This is a genomic window from Inquilinus sp. NPDC058860, assembly GCF_042743185.1.
GTDB lineage: Bacteria > Pseudomonadota > Alphaproteobacteria > DSM-16000 > Inquilinaceae > Inquilinus.
Genome location: NZ_JBHYMS010000043.1, coordinates 14878 through 30801, shown reverse-complemented (window position 1 = coordinate 30801; position 15924 = coordinate 14878). Strand labels below are relative to the sequence as shown.

The 15924-nt window shown below is 69.4% G+C and carries 13 protein-coding genes; 7 read left to right on the top strand and 6 right to left on the bottom strand.

Annotated features, from left to right (window positions below; genetic code table 11):
* Positions 1–3 precede the first annotated feature (3 nt).
* The 3 genes from ACFW16_RS25180 to ACFW16_RS25170 all read right to left on the bottom strand — a co-directional run bounded on the left by ACFW16_RS25180 (position 4) and on the right by ACFW16_RS25170 (position 4009).
* The gene (locus ACFW16_RS25180) at positions 4–468 is read right to left on the bottom strand and encodes a hypothetical protein (protein WP_380310220.1); all 465 of its coding nucleotides are present in this window, start codon (positions 466–468) and stop codon (positions 4–6) included.
* A gap of 20 nt (positions 469–488) precedes the next feature.
* Positions 489–2021 (bottom strand): glucan biosynthesis protein, encoded by a 1533-nt coding sequence (locus ACFW16_RS25175; RefSeq protein ID WP_380310218.1) that lies wholly within the window; start codon positions 2019–2021, stop codon positions 489–491.
* A gap of 329 nt (positions 2022–2350) precedes the next feature.
* Positions 2351–4009, bottom strand: coding sequence for a sulfatase-like hydrolase/transferase (locus ACFW16_RS25170; RefSeq protein ID WP_380310217.1), 1659 nt, complete (start codon positions 4007–4009; stop codon positions 2351–2353).
* A 118-nt stretch (positions 4010–4127) separates the two neighbouring features.
* On the opposite strand from ACFW16_RS25170, the gene ACFW16_RS25165 reads away from it, so the two are divergent.
* From ACFW16_RS25165 to ACFW16_RS25155, 3 genes are read left to right on the top strand one after another with little or no spacing between them, the layout of a single operon-like run.
* A complete protein-coding gene (locus ACFW16_RS25165; RefSeq protein ID WP_380310215.1) occupies positions 4128–5264 on the top strand; it encodes a peptidase C39 family protein in 1137 nt (378 codons plus the stop codon).
* A complete protein-coding gene (locus ACFW16_RS25160; RefSeq protein ID WP_380310213.1) occupies positions 5261–6724 on the top strand; it encodes a RimK family protein in 1464 nt (487 codons plus the stop codon). Before ACFW16_RS25165 ends, ACFW16_RS25160 begins: the two co-directional genes overlap by 4 nt.
* Before the next feature lie 26 nt (positions 6725–6750).
* Complete coding sequence (locus tag ACFW16_RS25155) at positions 6751–7332, top strand: DUF4893 domain-containing protein (protein ID WP_380310211.1); 582 nt, start codon at positions 6751–6753, stop codon at positions 7330–7332.
* A gap of 10 nt (positions 7333–7342) precedes the next feature.
* On the opposite strand, the gene ACFW16_RS25150 is transcribed toward ACFW16_RS25155, so the two are convergent.
* On the bottom strand, positions 7343–8176 hold the full coding sequence (locus ACFW16_RS25150; RefSeq protein WP_380310209.1) for a helix-turn-helix domain-containing protein: 834 nt from the start codon (positions 8174–8176) through the stop codon (positions 7343–7345).
* 161 nt (positions 8177–8337) lie between these two features.
* On the opposite strand from ACFW16_RS25150, the gene ACFW16_RS25145 reads away from it, so the two are divergent.
* Genes ACFW16_RS25145 through ACFW16_RS25130 form a run of 4 tightly spaced genes read left to right on the top strand, consistent with a single transcriptional unit; the run spans position 8338 to position 13048 of the window.
* Complete coding sequence (locus tag ACFW16_RS25145; RefSeq protein ID WP_380310207.1) at positions 8338–9087, top strand: SDR family oxidoreductase; 750 nt, start codon at positions 8338–8340, stop codon at positions 9085–9087.
* Between the two features lie 10 nt (positions 9088–9097).
* Positions 9098–9682 (top strand): hypothetical protein, encoded by a 585-nt coding sequence (locus tag ACFW16_RS25140; protein ID WP_380310205.1) that lies wholly within the window; start codon positions 9098–9100, stop codon positions 9680–9682.
* 34 nt (positions 9683–9716) lie between these two features.
* Positions 9717–10919: a low temperature requirement protein A gene (locus ACFW16_RS25135; protein WP_380310203.1), complete on the top strand. Its 1203-nt coding sequence runs from the start codon at positions 9717–9719 to the stop codon at positions 10917–10919.
* Positions 10920–10933: 14 nt separating this feature from the next.
* The gene (locus ACFW16_RS25130) at positions 10934–13048 is read left to right on the top strand and encodes a mechanosensitive ion channel family protein (protein ID WP_380310201.1); all 2115 of its coding nucleotides are present in this window, start codon (positions 10934–10936) and stop codon (positions 13046–13048) included.
* Between the two features lie 10 nt (positions 13049–13058).
* On the opposite strand, the gene ACFW16_RS25125 is transcribed toward ACFW16_RS25130, so the two are convergent.
* On the bottom strand, positions 13059–14591 hold the full coding sequence (locus tag ACFW16_RS25125) for a SpoVR family protein (protein ID WP_380310199.1): 1533 nt from the start codon (positions 14589–14591) through the stop codon (positions 13059–13061).
* Positions 14588–15898, bottom strand: coding sequence for a YeaH/YhbH family protein (locus ACFW16_RS25120; protein WP_380310299.1), 1311 nt, complete (start codon positions 15896–15898; stop codon positions 14588–14590). The genes ACFW16_RS25125 and ACFW16_RS25120 overlap by 4 nt, the downstream gene beginning before the upstream one ends.
* Positions 15899–15924: the final 26 nt, after the last annotated feature.

The window sequence follows — 15924 nt, the reverse complement described above, 5'->3', positions numbered from 1 at the left end:
CCGTCAGGCCGGGCGCCGTTCGGCGGCCTCGGGCGACCACCAGCCGGCCCAGACGGGGTCGAGCGGCTGATCCAGCATCGGCGTCGGCTTGGAGCGTGGCACCGGCACCGGCGACACCCGGCGCAGGGCCTGCTCCATCGCTTGCGGCAGCGGGTCCTCGGACAGGAAGTGCTCGGGCCAGCGGCGGGCGGCGTCGGTCAGCAGATAGGCGGCCCGACCGATGGTGAGGACCGCATCGTCGCTCTTCTCGTTGCGGTTCAGCACCACAGCGAACCAGTCGGCGGTGCGCCGGCGGGCATGCTCCAGCAGGGCGGGGGCCGGCATCGTCGACGGATCGACGTCGCAGAACGCCGTTTCGATCGCGCCGGAGAGCGCGGCCGGATCCGTGAATCCAAGGCCCTGGAAGAAGGCGATGACGTCGTCAGGCATGTTGATGTTGACCGGGGTTTGCAGCCCGACCTGGGACATGGGTTGATTCCGGCGCGTCGTCAAGGCGTCCATTGGAAACTCCATGTTTCGGTCAGGGCATCGCTGCCCTGCCGTAAGAAGCACCGAAGCTCGGCGGGGTCGTCGCCGGCGGGTTTCAGATCGAAGAAAGCCCGCCAGCCGCCGAGTTCCGGATTCCGCTGTGCTACGGGGAACTGGATCTCCCCGGCAGAAGCCGTGACCACGGCTTCCAATGACGCGTCCGGCGGCAGAGAGTCAAGCGCGCCGCCCCGGAAGTCGATCACGAACTTGCGGGTATCGCTGGATTTGTTGTCGCCGCCGGACACGCCGCCGGCCCCGGTGCGGGTCGACACCACGACGCCGCGGTCGCTGCTGACCGGCGGATTCATGCCCCAGTGCAGCCGATAGGACAGCTTCCATTCCTGGCCGGCATCGACCGGCTGCTTCGGCACCCAGAAGGCGACGATGTTGTCGTGGATCTCGGCGTCGGTCGGGATCTCGACCAGCTGCACCACGCCCGGCCCCCAGCCGCTCAGCGGCTCGACCCACAGGCTGGGGCGGCGCTCGTACATCGCCTCCAGGTCCTGGTAGCTGCTGTAGGAGCGTTGGCGCTGCATCAGGCCGAAGCCGCGCGGGTTCTCGTCCATGAACGAGCTGATCAGCAGGCGTGACGGATTGCGCAGCGGCCGCCAGATCCATTCGCCGGCCCCGCTCCACATCGACAGCCCGTCGCTGTCATGCACCTCCGGCCGGAAATCGTCGAAGGTCCGGTGGTCCTGCGGCCCGAACAGGAACATGCTGGTCAGCGGCGCAAGGCCGAACTTCTCGATGGCGTGGCGCGGATACAGCGTCGCCTCGATGTCGACCGTGGTGATCTCGCCCGGCTTGATCAGGAAGCTGTAGGCGCCGCTGACGCCCGGGCTGTCGAGCAGGGCGTAAAGCCGGATCTGCTTGGCGTCCGGGGCCGGGGTCTCGACCCAGAACTGGCGGAAAACCGGGAACTCCTCGCCGCGGGTCGACCCGGTGTCGATCGCCAGGCCGCGGGCGGACAGGCCGTAGATGTTCTTGCCGCCCAGGCAGCGGAAATAGCTGGCGCCGAGGAACACGGCGATCTCGTCCAGGAACTCCGGCCGGTTGAGCGCATAGTGCAGCCGGAAGCCGGCGAAGCCGAGATGGTCCGGCGGCGTCTCCGGGAACTTGGTGCCGCCCAGGTCGAACAGGTCCTGGCGGTACAGCACCTCGCGCGCCTGGTAGCCGTCGACCTGGAAGATGTGGACCGGCTTGTCGTAATAGGCGCCGAGATGGAAGAAATGCATCTGGAACGGCAGGTTCTCCGGCCGCCACAGCGCCTGCTCCGGCAGGAAGCGGATCGCCCGCAGCTGGTCGTAGCTCAGCTGCTTGATCTCGGCCGGCAGGTTCTCGTCCGGCGGCACGAACGGGGCCTGCGACACGGTCTTGGCCCGGTCGATCAGCCACGTCATGCTGAACGGCGTGGTCTCACCCAGGCTGGGGGCGGCGACGGCGGACCGGCCGGGCGCGAACAGCGAAGACGCCGCCAGCGCGGTCGTGCCCATCAAGATCTGGCGTCTGGTCAGCCCCACGTCACCACCGGATTTTTGCACTGCAACATACTGGCACGATCGATCGCAATTGTGGCGGTTCCTGGACGAACATCACCGCGCGCGGCCCAGGCCCCACGACCCGGTCCCGGCTCACAACACTTCTGCCGGCGCCGCCTGCTGGGGCCGTCCGATCAACGCTACCTTCGTGAATTTGTTCCGACGCTACCCTAGCCGTTTCGTTTGCAGTGCAGAAGCCGGCGGACCCAGGCGCAGCGGCCGGTACTGATCTGCATTTTCACAGATTGACACGCGCAATTGACGCGCTTTTTTCGGAGAAGCTTTTACGGGGAAAAGGATCTGGCGAACGCATCCCGGAATGTCGCCATCGGCGCAACCGGGCCGGCGGCGGGGGGATCGAGCCCATCGACGAAACCCCAGTCGCGGAACCGTGCGACCAGGTCTGCGTCGCGGCTGAAGACATGCACCGGCACGTCGCGCGGCGTGCCCGGACCGGTGACGATCGGCGCCGGCTGGTGGTCGCCCAGCACGACCATCAGCGTGTGGTCGCCCATGACCCGGGCGGCGTAGTCCAGCACCGAGCGCAGCGAATAGGCCATGGACCGGCCGTACTGGTCGCGGATCCGGTCCGGGTCGCTCCACACCTCCTCCGGCGTGCCGCCGGTGGCCGGCAGGCTCCGGTACAGGCTGCCGTCGCCGATCGTCTCCCAGTCCTCGACCAGGGTGGGCACCGGGGTCCAGGGGGCGTGGCTGGACACCAGCACGACCTCGCTGAACAGCGGCTTCGGCTGGCTGTTTCGCCAGCGGTCATAGGCGGCCAGGGTGTACTGGTCCGGCATCGTCACCCAGCCGAAGGGCGGCCCGGCATAGCCGAGATCGTCGGCGAACAGCGTCTGGTCGAAGCCGAAGAAGCGTTTCGCCTCGGGCTCGCTGCCGGTGATCGCCGGGGCGATCAGCCCGGTGTGGTAGCCGGCCTTGGCGAACAGGCGGGGCAGGGTCATGCGCTTGCCGGTGACCAGCAGGTCGTAGCGCAGCTGATCGTCGATCTGCATGCCGCTGGCCAGCGTCGCATGGGCCAGCCAGGACTGGCCGCCGCGGGTCGGCGAGGCCAGCCAGCCGGAGGCGGAATAGACCCCGGCGGCGGCCAGCTTCGGCGCCATCTCGGCCAGCGCGGCCTTGGGCAGGACGTCGAAGCGCGGGTCCTCCAGCGCGCTGCGGCCGTAGGATTCGAGGAACACGACGGTGACATCGGCGCCGCCAAGCCCGCCCAGCGGCGTCCGCGACACGCCGCCGACCAGCGGGTCCACCGCCTCCTCGGCCCGGAACCGGCCTTCCATGGCCAGGGCCGGGATCAGGCGGCGGATCTGGTCGGCGACCATGAAGCTGGCGGTGTCGTTCACCGGGCGGGCCGGGCCGTAGGCATCCGGCACAGCCTGGCCGACGGCGAAGACCAGGATGGCCAGCGCCGCCAGGCCGCCGGCGATGCCGCGCCGGGCGAGGGAGGCGGACAGGGCCTGCTGCAGCAGTCGCACCGACCGGGCCGTCGCCCGCCAGATGCACCAGCCGGCGACGACCGCCCCGAGGGTGATGCCGATCAGGCCGACGGCGCCGAGCACGCCGTTCGCCAGATGCATGCCGTTGACCAGCAGCAGCCGGTCGACATAGAGGCTGACCGGCCGGCCGAAGGAGACCTGGGTGACGAGGTCGGCCAGCTTGATCGCGGCGACCAGCAGGCCCAGCCCGCCGAGCACGCCGGTAACGGCGCGCGACCGCCGCAGCGGCGGCACCAGGGCCAGGGCGGCGATCACGATCGCCAGCTCGACGGGGACCGAGGCCAGGCCGTAGACCTGCCAGCCATCCGGGGCCGACGGCACACCGAGCAGCAGCACCAGCCACAGCAGCGCCGCGGCCAGGCGCAGTCCGCCGACCAGCGGCATCAATCGGTTGCGGGGGCGGGGCAGGGTGGTGTCGGTGGCGGCCATGGCGCGAGACGATGGCACAGCTTTCCGTGGCCGGTGGATGAATTCTCGGTCAGCTTCCGAATGGCCCTGGTGCCGGACCGGTATCGGCGCGATAACCAAGCCGGGATTCGACCGTGTGATGCCCGACGACAGATCCGCCGCCCCGACCGCCGAGACCATCCGGTTCGCCACGCCCGACGACGTGCCGCGGCTGCTGGAGATCGAGTCCCGCGCCTTCGACCACGACCGCCTGAGCCGGCGCAGCTTCCTGCATCTGCTGACCCGGGGCCATGCGGTCTGCCTGGCGGCGGAGGAGGGCGGCCGGCTGCTTGGCTACGCCCTGGTGCTGCTGCGCCGGACCACGGCTCTGGCGCGGCTCTACTCGCTGGCGGTCGATCCCGAGACTCGCGGCCGCGGCCTTGGCGCCCGGCTGCTGGAGGCGGCGGAGCGGGCGGCGCATGACGAGGGGGCCCTGTTCCTGCGGCTCGAGGTGCGGCCGGACAACGCCAAGGCGATCGCGCTCTATGAATCGCGCGGCTACCGCCATTTCGGGCGCTATCTCGACTTCTACGAGGATCATGCCGACGCGCTGCGCTTCGAGAAGAGGCTCGGCGCCGAAGGTCAGCCGCAGATCGACCTGCACGTGCCCTATTACGCCCAGACCACCAGCTTCACCTGCGGGGCGGCGACGCTCTTGATGGCGATGAAGGCGCTGGACCCGGAGACGGAGCTGAGCCGGGCGCGGGAGCTCAGGCTGTGGCGCGAGGCGACGACGATCTACATGACCTCGGGCCATGGCGGCTGCGACCCCTACGGCATGGCGCTGGCGGCGCATGACCGCGGGCTGCAGGCCCGGATCTTCGTCAGCGACGATTCGATCCTGTTCCTGGACGGCGTGCGCAGCCCGGACAAGAAGGCGGTGATGACGGTGGTGCAGGAGGATTTCCGCACCCGCTGCGCCCGCCGCCGGATCGAAGTCCGGCATCGTGCCCTCGGATTGCCCGAAATGTGCGCCCTGATCGGCGAAGGCGCGATCCCGATCGTGCTGATCAGCTTGTTCCGGGGCTATGGCGAAAAAAATCCGCACTGGGTGGTCGCAAACGGCTTCGACGAGCGTTTCATCTATGTGCACGACCCCTGGGTCGCCGTGACGGAGATGGAGAGCGCCTCGGCCAAGGCGAACCTCCCGATCCCGCGCCGGGAATTCGAGCGCATGGCCCGCTACGGCCGCACCCAGCTCAGGGCGGCGGTCGTGCTCAGCAGGAAGGCCCAATGAGCGGTTGGATCATCGTCGTCGACCGTATCGGCGACTTCAAGGGCGACCCGGACGGCCGCCAGCTCGTCACCACCCGGGACTATATCGGCCGGCCGCAGATGCTGAAGGGAGGGGACGCGAAGGTCATCAACCTGTCGCGCTCCACCGCCTATATGACGCGGGGCTACTACGTCTCGCTGCTGGCCGAGGCCCGCGCCCACCGCGTCATCCCGATGGTCGAGACCATCCTCGATCTCGGCCAGAAGACGCTCTACAAGATCGCCCTGCCGGACCTGGAGGACGACCTCAACCGCCGGATCAAGCGGCTGACCCCGCCGCCGGGCGGCCCGTTCAAGCTGATCATCTGCTTCGGCCGGGCCGACGACGACCGGTTCCAGGATTTCGGCCGCCGCGTGTTCGACTGGTTCCGGGCGCCGATCCTCGAGGTCAAGGTCCGCTTCACCGATCGCTTCCGCATCGCCTCGATCGGCGAATTGTCGATCTCCGACATCGAGGGCGAGACCGAGGCCTTCTTCTACGAGACGCTCGACCTCTACACCCGCCAGAGCTGGCGGAACCCGAAGGAGAACAAGCCGGCGAAGTACACCCTCGCCGTGCTGTTCAACCCGAAGGAGGAGTTCGCGCCCTCGACCCACCGCTCGATCCTGAAGCTCGCCCGCGTGGCCGAGACCATGGACATGGAAGTCGAGGTCATCGAGAAGAAGGACCTGCTGCGCCTGGCCGAATACGACGCGCTGTTCATCCGCGAGACCACGGCGATCGACAACCACACCTTCCGCTTCGCCCGACGGGCGGAGCAGGAGGGCATGCCGGTGATCGACGACAGCACCTCGATCCTGCGCTGCACCAACAAGGTCTATCTCTACGAGCTCCTGTCCGCGAACAAGATCCCGACGCCGAAGACCGTGGTGGTCGACAGCCTGAAGAACATCGAGCGGGTGGAGGAGGAGTTCGCCTACCCGATCGTGCTGAAGATCCCGGACGGGTCCTTCAGCCGCGGCGTGTTCAAGGCCAACGACCGGCGCGAGCTGGAGCAGATGGCCGAGCAGCTGCTGGACGATTCCGATGTGATCCTGGCGCAGGAGTTCATGCCGACCGACCACGATTGGCGGGTCGGCGTGCTGGACGGCGAGCCGCTGTTCGTCTGCCAGTACATGATGGCGAAGAAGCACTGGCAGATCGTCCGCCATTCCGCCGACGGCAAGGTCGGCTGGGGCAACTTCAAGACCTTCGCCCTCGACGAGGTGGCGCCGGAGGTGCTGGACGTCGCCGTGCGCGCGGCCAAGCTGATCGGCGACGGGCTCTACGGCGTCGACCTGAAGCAGACCGAGAAGGGCGTGTTCGTGATCGAGATCAACGACAACCCCAATCTCGACCACGGCTGCGAGGACATGGTCGCCAAGGACGAGCTGTGGCGGCGGATCTGCCGCTGGTTCATCGACCGCATCGACGCCGGCTGATCCGGCCGCGCGGAAGGGGGAGGGCAATGGCACGTCGCGCATGGATTCCGCTGGTCCTGGTCCTGGCCGGCGGCTGTCCCGCCTGGGCCGACGGCACGCTGTCGGCCGACGACCGGCAGCGGCTCGAAACCTTCGATTCGGTGCGCGGCGAGGCGATCGGCGCCGCCCGCGAGAGCGACGACAAGGCGGCGTTGGCCGCGCTCGACCAGATCCTGTCCGGCAAGCCGGAGACGATCCGCGGCGCCACGGACCTCGCCGGCGACTGGCGCTGCCGGGTGGCGAAGCTGGGCGGCAACCTGCCTCTGGTGGTCTATGACTGGTTCCGCTGCCGCATCACCGACGACGCGGCCGGGCTGCGGCTCGACAAGATCTCCGGCTCGCAGCGCACCGCCGGCGCCTTCTACGACGACGCGAACGCCGAGCGGCTGGCCTATCTCGGCGCGCTCTACTACGGCCATGAGGGCAAGCCGAAGCCCTATGGCAGCGATGCGGAGCGCGACCAGGTCGGCTATCTGGTCCGGGTCGGGCGCGACCGGCTGCGGCTCGAGTTCCCGTCGCCGCGCCTCGAATCCCAGTTCGACATCATGGAGCTCGAACGCGCCCGCTGATCCCCGGGGGTCAGGCGTCCTCGCGCCAGCGCCGGCGGAAGTCCCGCGGCGTCAGCCCGATATGACGCCGGAAGGCGGTGGTCAGGTGGCTGTGGCTGGCGAAGCCGGTCTCCAGCGCGATTGCGGTGATGTCCTGGGCGCTGTTCGCCAGCAGCCAGCGCACCCGGCGCAGCCGCTGGGCGATGACGTATTGGGCCGGCGTGGTGCCGAAGGCCTGCCGGAAGGCGACCAGCAGATTGTGCGTGCTCATGCCGGCGATATCCGCCAGGTCGTCCAGCGTGATCCGGTCGCCGAGACGGGCATGGACATGCTCCTGCAGCCGTTCCCGGGCCGGCCCGCTCAGCAGCGGGCCGCGCGGCCCCGGCGCCGTCTCCTCGGCCCGGTAGCGCTGCACCAGATGCAGCGACAGCGCCTGGCCCAGGCTGGCGCCCAGCAGCTCCGACACATCGTCGTTCCGGCCGATCAGCTCGGCCAGCCGCTCGACCGCGCGGTACAGGAACTCGTCGCGATGGGCGAAGCGCGGCGCGATCCGGCCGTCCGATCCGGGCAGGGCGGACAGCGACTCCGGGTCGAAATACAGCACGCCGTAGCGGATGGTGCCGCCGCGGGCCTGGCTGGCATAGCTGCGGCCGGCCGGCACCACCCAGATGTCGCCGGCGGCGGGCGGGCCCGGCCGGGCGGCGACGCCGTCCAGCTCGGTCTCCAGCTGCCGCATCGGGCCGCCGAGATGGACGATCACGGCGTGCCGCGCCTCGCGCATCCGCCAGCTCGCCGCGGCGCGGATGTCCTCGCGCGTGACCGCCAGTTCGACCGCACCCCAGCGCCCCTCGGTCATCTCCGCCATCGCATCTGCCTGCCGGATCGAGAAAGATAAAATTTTATCCATTCTAGGGATGGCCGGAGAATTCGCAACCGCCGCGGGCATTGTGGAAGCGCCCGGGCGCCGGCATCGGCAAGATCCACTGGTCGGCCGGCGAATGCCGGCCTGGATCGCAGGAGCATGCCATGACCTCCCTCAAGGACAAGGTCGTCGTGATCGGCGGCGGCGCCAAGAATCTCGGCGGCCTGATCAGCCGCGACCTGGCCGGCGCCGGCGCGAGGATCGCGATCAACTTCAACAGCAACGGCACCAGGGCGGCAGCCGACGAGACCGTCGCCGCGGTCAAGGCCGCGGGCAGCGACGCCTTCGCCCTGCAGGGCGACCTGACCCGCGTCGCCGAGGTCGAGCGCCTGTTCGCCGAGGCGAAGTCGCGCTTCGGCCGGGTCGACATCGCGGTCAACACCGCCGGCAAGGTGCTGAAGAAGCCCTTCGTCGAGACCACCGAGGCGGAATACGACGAGATGTTCGCGGTCAACTCGAAGGCCGCCTATTTCTTCATCCGCGAGGCCGGCAAGACGCTGGAGGACGGCGGCCGGATCATCACCATCGTCACCTCGCTGTTGGCCGCCTTCACCGGGCTCTACTCGACCTATGCCGGGGCCAAGGCGCCGGTCGAGCATTTCACCCGGGCGGCGGCCAAGGAGTTCGGGCCCCGCGGCATCTCGGTCAACAACATCGGCCCCGGCCCGATGGACACGCCGTTCTTCTACCCGGCCGAGACGCCGGACTCGGTCGCCTACCACACCGCGGCCTCGGCCCTGGGCGGGCTGACCAGGATCGAGGAGATCGTGCCGATCGTCCGCTTCCTGGCGACCGAGGGCGGCTGGATCACCGGCCAGACCCTGTTCGCCAATGGCGGCTACACCACGCGCTAGCGGACGGGAGATGGGCGCCGAGGCCCTCGTGGATGCCGGCGGCGGCTGGGCGCTGGCGCCCGTCCTGCTCTGGCTGTTCCGCGAGGGCCGGTTCCTGGCCGACCCGAACGACCTGACCCGGGCCCTGGCGCTGCGGCTGGTCGAAGCCGGGGCGCCGTTGGTGCGGCTGCGCCTGTCGCTGCGGGCCGACGGGCCGCGCCTCGCCGGCTGGGCCGCGGTCTGGACCCGCGGCCAGCCGCTCGACCGCGACCGGGTCGCCCGGGCGGGGCTGCAGCGGCTGCCCGCCTATATCGGCAGCCCGCTGGAGCATATCGACCGTACGGGCACGGCGTTCCGGCTGCGGCTGGAGCCGGCGGTGCCGGCGGCGGCCCATCCGCTGCTGCACCGCCTGGCGGCGCAGGGCGCCACCGACTACCTGGCCTTGCCGATGCCCTTCGCCGACGGGCGGATGGCGTCGCTGGTCGCGGTCACCGACCGCTGCGGAGGCTTCCACCCGGACGACATCGGCAAGCTCGAAGCGCTGGCCGAGGCTCTGAGCCCGGTGCTGGAGGCCGCCGCCGCGCGGCATCTCGCGCGAATGCAGGGTGGCGCATAGGATCGGGAATCATTGGATTCGGGGGATTCCGCGCATGACCACCCAGGCCGCCCGGCCGCGCAGCCTGCTCCGCCCGCGCAAGGCGCATGAGCACGGCAAGGTCACCTTCGTCGAGCTGTTCTTCGACCTGGTCTTCGTCTTTGCGATCACGCAGCTCTCGCACGGGTTGCTGAAGGATCTCACCCTGCTCGGCGCGGTGCACACGGCGCTGCTGTTCCTGGCCGTGTGGTGGGTGTGGATCTACACCTCCTGGGTCACCAACTGGCTCGACCCCGACCGCACGCCGGTGCGCCTCTTGCTGCTGGTGCTGATGCTGGCCGGGCTGGTGCTGTCGACCTCGCTGCCCGAGGCCTTCGCCGAAAAGGGGCTGGGCTTCGCCGGCGCCTATGTCTTCATGCAGGTCGGGCGCAGCCTGTTCACCGCGGCGGCGCTGCGCGGGCACAGCCCGGGCAATTATCGCAACTTCCTGCGTATCACCGCCTGGCTCGCGCTCTCCGCCGTGTTCTGGATCGCCGGCGCCTTCGCCGAGGCGGAGGCGCGGCTGGCGCTGTGGGCCCTCGCACTGGCGATCGAATACGCCTCGCCCTCGCTCGGCTTCTGGACGCCCGGCCTCGGCCGTTCGACCACCGCCGACTGGGACGTCGAGGGCGGCCATCTGGCCGAGCGCTGCGGACTGTTCGTGATCATCGCGCTGGGCGAATCCATCCTGGTCACCGGCGCCACCTTTGCCGATCTGGCACCGGACGCCGCCACCGTCGCCGCCTTCGCCGTTTCCTTCATCGGCAGCGTGGCGATGTGGTGGATCTATTTCGACATCGGCGCCGAACGGGGCAGCCGCCGCATCGCCCATGCCGACGATCCCGGCCGGCTGGCGCGCATCGCCTATACCTACATCCACCTGCTGATCATCGCCGGCATCATCGTCGGCGCGGTGGCGGACGAGCTGGTGCTGGCCCACCCCGGGGGCCATGTCGACGGCAGGACCGCCATCGCCCTGCTGGGCGGGCCGGCGCTCTACCTGCTCGGCAACGCCCTGTTCAAATGGTCGACCGCCGGTCGCATCCCGCTGTCGCATCTGGTCGGCCTCGTGCTCCTGGCCCTGCTGGTCCCGGCGGTCGACGCGCTGTCGCCGCTGCTGCTCTCGGCCGCCGTGGCGGTGGTGCTGATCGTCGTCGCGGTGTGGGAACGGCTGTCGCTTCGCGGCGCGCGGGCCCTATCATCGCCCGAGATCGGCTGAGGGACTGTCCCGCCATGCACCGCCTGCTGCTTCTCTTCGTCCTCCTGCTGGGGCTGGGCGCGTCCGGCGCTGCCCTGGCCCAGGCGCCGGCCCAGCCCGGCCCGGACAAGCTGCGCAGCCTGGCCGAGCTGCTGCAGGATCCGGAGGTCCGCAACTGGCTGCAGGCCCAGGTCGCGGCGCCCGCCGCGGCCCCGGCGGAGAGCGGGCCGCCGGCCGCCCCGGCGATGGCGGCGGGAATGCAGCAGAGCATGGCCGGCGGCATCGAGGCGACACGCGGCTTCCTGCGGTCGCTGATCGCCGCCGCCCCGACCCTGCCGGCGGAGCTCGCCGCCGCATGGCGGACTCTGGCGGGCCAGCTGATGGAGCAAGGGCTGGCCTGGACGGTCGTGTCGCTGGCCGTGTTCATCGGCCTCGGCTTCGGCGCCGAGCAGCTGTACTGGCGGCTGTCCGCCGGCTTCCGGCAGCGGCTGATCGGAACCCAGCTGGACACGCTGCACGGCCGGCTGCAGGCGGTGTGGCTGCGCTCGGTCTACGGCCTCGGCCTGATCTTCGTCTTCGCCCTCGGCAGCATCGGCGCCTTCCTGCTGTTCGACTGGCCGCCGCTGCTGCAGGAGATCGTGCTGTCCTACCTGCTGCTGGTGCTGATCGTGCGGGTGACGCTGGTGCTGGGCCGCATCATCCTGGCGCCGGGGGCGGAGAAGTTCCGGCTGGTGCCGATGGCGACGCCGACCGCGCACTACTGGTTCGTCTGGTCCGCGATCCTGGTCGGCTGGTTCTTCTTCGTGCAGTTCACGCTCGGCGTGCTGGCGATGCTGGGGCTGCGGCCGGAGTCCTGGTATCTGGTCGGCCTGGCCTGCGGCGTGGTGCTGCTGGGCCTGACCCTGGCCGCGCTGTGGCGCGCCCCGACCTTCGACGGGCGCGACCGGATCGGCCACGACCACCGGATCGGCACCTGGCTCCTGACCCTCTACATCGTCGGGATCTGGCTGGCGCTGTTCACCGGCACGACCGCCCCCTTCTATGTCGGCATCATCCTGCTGCTGCTGCCGATCGCCATCCGCGGCACCCATCTCGCGGTCAAGCACGTGCTGCGCCCGCCGGGCGCGGCCACGGCGGAGGAGGTTCCGTCGGTGCTGGCGGTGTCGCTGGAGCGCGGGCTGCGCGCGCTGCTGGTGATCGGCGGCGGGCTCGCCATCGCCGGTGTGCTCGGGCTCGATCTCAGCGCCCTGACCTCGCGCGACACGCTGGCGACGCGGCTGCTGCGCGGCGCCATCAACGCCGCGATCGTGTTCCTGGTGGCGGATTTCGCCTGGCACCTGCTGCGCGCCTGGCTGGACCAGCGCATCGCCGCCGCCAGCACGGGGCTCGGCACCGGCGACGACGCCCGGCGCCACGCCCGGTTGCGCACCCTGCTGCCGATCCTGAAGAACGTGCTGTTCGTGGTGCTGGCGGTGATGGCGGGGCTGATCGCGCTGGCGGCGCTGGGGGTGGAGATCGGGCCCCTGATCGCCGGCGCCGGGGTGGTCGGCCTGGCCGTCGGCTTCGGCGCCCAGACCCTGGTGAAGGATGTCATCTCCGGCATGTTCTTCCTGTTCGACGACGCCTTCCGCATCGGCGAGTACATCGAGAGCGGCAGCATCCGCGGCACGGTGGAGGGGTTCTCGCTGCGCTCGCTCAAGCTGCGCCATCACAGGGGCGCGCTGCACACCATTCCGTTCGGCGCGCTCGACAAGATCACCAACTATTCGCGCGACTGGGTGATCGACAAGATGACGGTCTCGGTCACCTACGGCACCGACCTCGACCGGATCAAGCCGATCGTCAAGCAGGTCGGCCGCGAGCTGGCGGCCGATCCGGAATTCGCGCCGCACATCCTGGAGACGCTGAAGATGCAGGGGGTGGAGCAGTTCGGCGACTACGCCATCCAGATCCGGCTGAAGATGATGACCAGGCCGGGCGAGCAGTTCGTGATCCGGCGCCGCGCCCTGGCGATGATCAAGAAGGCCTTCGAAGCCAACGGCATCGCCTTCGCCGTCCCGACCGTGACCGTGGCGGGCGGCGGCGGGGCCGCCGCGGCCGTGGCCCAGCACGCGCTGGACCGCGCCAAGCCGGCGGAGGGGGCGGGATAGGGCGGTCGGCTCAGAAGAACGTCGACCGGGCGCTCGCCGAATGCTCCTTCAGCACGGCGTTGCTGGCCGGGTCGATCTCCTTCAGCAGCACGTCGTAGCCCCACAGGTCGGCCAGGTGCTGCAGCACCTGCCTGGTGTCGTTCTCGGCCAGCAGGATGCCGTTCACCACGCTGTGGTGCACGATCAGGCGGCGGTCGCCGGCGAGGTCGACATCGACCACCTGGATGTCCGGGTCGATCCAGGCGACGTCGTAGTGCCGGGCCAGCGCCCGGCGGATCCGGCGATAGCCGTTCTCGTCATGGATCGCATCGACCCGCAGCTCCGGCTGGCCGGAATCGTCCAGCAGGTGGAACATCCGCCACTGCCGGATCAGCCGCGGGCTGAGGAACTGCGAGACGAAGCTCTCGTCGCGGTAGTTCGCCCAGACGTCCTGCAGCACGGCGGTGGCGTCGCCCTTGCCGGCGATGTCCGGGAACCATTCGCGGTCCTCGTCGGTCGGGTCGACGACGATCCGCTCGATGTCCTGCATCATGCCGAGGCCGAGGGCGTAGGGGTTGATGCCGTTGTAATGCGGGTCGTTGAATTCCGGCTGGTACACGACATTGGTGTGCGACTGCAGGAACTCCAGGAAGGCGCCGTCGTTCAGGGCTCCCTGCTCATGCAGCGTGGTCATGATCTTGTAGTGCACCCAGCAGGCGCAGCCCTCGTTCATCACCTTGGTCTGCGACTGCGGGTAGAAATACTGCGCCACCAGCCGGACGATGCGCAGCAGCTCGCGCTGCCAGGGCTGCAGCCGCGGCGCCGATTTCTCCAGGAAGTAGAGGACGTTCTCCTGCGGCAGCTCCAGGAGGGCGCGGCGGCGCTCCTCGCTCAGCACCGGGCCGGATTTGGCCGGCGCGTTGGGCAGGGTGCGCCACAGGTCGTTGAACACCTGCTCCTGGTATTCCAGCCGCTCCCTGGCCCGCCGCTCCTCGGTCTTCAGGTCGGGCCGGCGCGGCCGCGGATAGCGGTGCACGCCGTGGCTCATCAGCGCATGGGCGGCGTCCAGCAGCTGCTCGACCGCCATCTGGCCGTAGCGCTCCTCGCATTGCGCGATGTAGCCCTTGGCGAATTCGAGATAGTCGAGAATGCCGTCGGCGTCGGTCCACTGCTTGAACAGGTAGTTGGTCTTGAAGAAGGTGTTGTGGCCGAAGGCGGCATGGGCGATCACCAGCGTCTGCAGGGTCGCCGTGTTCTCCTCCATGATGTAGCTGATGCAAGGGCTGGAATTGATCACCAGCTCATAGGCCAAGCCGCGCAGCCCCTTGCGGTACAGCACCTCGTTCTGGGCGAACTGCTTGCCGAAGGACCAGTGCTTGTAGAACAGCGGCATGCCGATCGAGGAATAGGCGTCGAGCATCTGCTCGGCCGTGATCACCTCGATCTGGTTGGGATAGGTGTCGAGCTTCAGCCCCTTCGCCACCTGCTCGACCCGGTCGTAGATCTGCTGGATCGTGCCGAAATCCCAGTCGGTGCCGGGATAGAGCAGCTTGTCGCCCGTCATTCGGCCCCCGCGGTCTGCACGTCGCGGCGCTGGAACAGCTCGCGGAACACCGGATAGATGTCGCGGCGGTGCCAGACCTTGCGCATGGCGAAGGGCGCGTCGGCCTTCCGCACCCGGTCGTAGGTCTGCCAGAGATCGGTCTGGCGCGGCACCACGCCGGAGGACATCGGATCCTCGTCGCGGCCGACCTCGAGATAGGCGAAGTACTGGCACAGCGGCAGGATCTCGTCACCCAGCAACGCGGCGGATTTGGCGCTGTCGCTCGACAGGTTGTCGCCGTCCGAGGCCTGGGCGGCATAGATGTTCCAGTCCTCCGGCCGATAGCGCTGGGCCACGATCGAGGCCATCATCTCCAGCGCGGTGGAGACCACGGTGCCGCCGCTCTCGGTCGAGTAGAAGAACGTCTCCTCGTCCACCTCCTCGGCCTGGTGGGTGTGGCGGATGAACACGATCTCGACGTGCTTGTAGCGGCGCTTGAGGAACAGGTGCAGCAGGGCGAAGAAGCGCTTCGCCAGGTCCTTCATGTGCTCGGTCATCGAGCCGGAGACGTCCATCAGGCAGAACATCACCGCCTGGGCCACCGGCTTCGGCGTCGCCTCCAGCCGCCGGTAGCGCAGGTCGACCGGGTCGATATAGGGGATACGCCGGGTACGCTGCAGCAGGTGGTCCAGCCGCTCCTGCAGCTCGTCGATCCGGTCCTGGTCGGCGTCCGCCTCGCCCTCCAGCGCCGCGATCTCGGCCTCGACGTCCTTGATCTCGCCGGATTTCGGGCGGCGCAGCGCGATGCGGCGCGACATCGCCCGCTGCATCGTTCGGGTCACCGCCAGGCTGGCCGGCGGGCCGCTGGTGGAAAAGCCGGCCCGCCGCCAGCCGACGCTCTCGGACGCGACCAGCTTGCGCTTGGCCAGGTCGGGCAGCTCCAGATCGTCGAGGAAGAGCTCGAGATACTCCTCCTGCGACAGCACGAAGCGGAACTCGTCCTGGCCGTCGCCGTCGGGCGCGCCCTCGGTGCCGCCGCCCCCGCCGCCGCGCTTCGGCCGCTGGATGGTGTCGCCCTCGACGAACTCCTTGTTGCCGGGCAGCACATGGTCGCGCATGCCGCCGGAGGAGGAGCGGTGCAGCCGCGGCTCGTTCACGCCGGTGACCGGGATCGAGACCTCGCCACCCTGCTCCAGATCCTTGATGCTGCGCTCGCGCGAGCTGTCCCGGACCGCTCGTTGCACCAGGGCCTTGGCCCGGCGCAGGAAACGCTGGCGGTTGACGAGGCTCTTGCCGCCCGGATTGAGCCGCCGGTCGATGATGTGCATGGACATCGTTGCTTCGCTTCCGACCT

What these genes read in the sequence shown, in the direction of transcription:
- ACFW16_RS25180 (WP_380310220.1), bottom strand. Translation starts at nt 468, where the DNA reads ATGTCCCAGGTCGGGCTGCAAACCCCGGTCAACATCAACATGCCTGAC.
- ACFW16_RS25145 (WP_380310207.1), top strand. Translation starts at nt 8,338, where the DNA reads ATGACCTCCCTCAAGGACAAGGTCGTCGTGATCGGCGGCGGCGCCAAG.
- ACFW16_RS25140 (WP_380310205.1), top strand. Translation starts at nt 9,098, where the DNA reads ATGGGCGCCGAGGCCCTCGTGGATGCCGGCGGCGGCTGGGCGCTGGCG.
- ACFW16_RS25155 (WP_380310211.1), top strand. Translation starts at nt 6,751, where the DNA reads ATGGCACGTCGCGCATGGATTCCGCTGGTCCTGGTCCTGGCCGGCGGC.
- ACFW16_RS25120 (WP_380310299.1), bottom strand. Translation starts at nt 15,898, where the DNA reads ATGCACATCATCGACCGGCGGCTCAATCCGGGCGGCAAGAGCCTCGTC.
- ACFW16_RS25175 (WP_380310218.1), bottom strand. Translation starts at nt 2,021, where the DNA reads ATGGGCACGACCGCGCTGGCGGCGTCTTCGCTGTTCGCGCCCGGCCGG.
- ACFW16_RS25160 (WP_380310213.1), top strand. Translation starts at nt 5,261, where the DNA reads ATGAGCGGTTGGATCATCGTCGTCGACCGTATCGGCGACTTCAAGGGC.
- ACFW16_RS25170 (WP_380310217.1), bottom strand. Translation starts at nt 4,009, where the DNA reads ATGGCCGCCACCGACACCACCCTGCCCCGCCCCCGCAACCGATTGATG.
- ACFW16_RS25150 (WP_380310209.1), bottom strand. Translation starts at nt 8,176, where the DNA reads ATGGCGGAGATGACCGAGGGGCGCTGGGGTGCGGTCGAACTGGCGGTC.
- ACFW16_RS25165 (WP_380310215.1), top strand. Translation starts at nt 4,128, where the DNA reads ATGCCCGACGACAGATCCGCCGCCCCGACCGCCGAGACCATCCGGTTC.
- ACFW16_RS25135 (WP_380310203.1), top strand. Translation starts at nt 9,717, where the DNA reads ATGACCACCCAGGCCGCCCGGCCGCGCAGCCTGCTCCGCCCGCGCAAG.
- ACFW16_RS25130 (WP_380310201.1), top strand. Translation starts at nt 10,934, where the DNA reads ATGCACCGCCTGCTGCTTCTCTTCGTCCTCCTGCTGGGGCTGGGCGCG.
- ACFW16_RS25125 (WP_380310199.1), bottom strand. Translation starts at nt 14,591, where the DNA reads ATGACGGGCGACAAGCTGCTCTATCCCGGCACCGACTGGGATTTCGGC.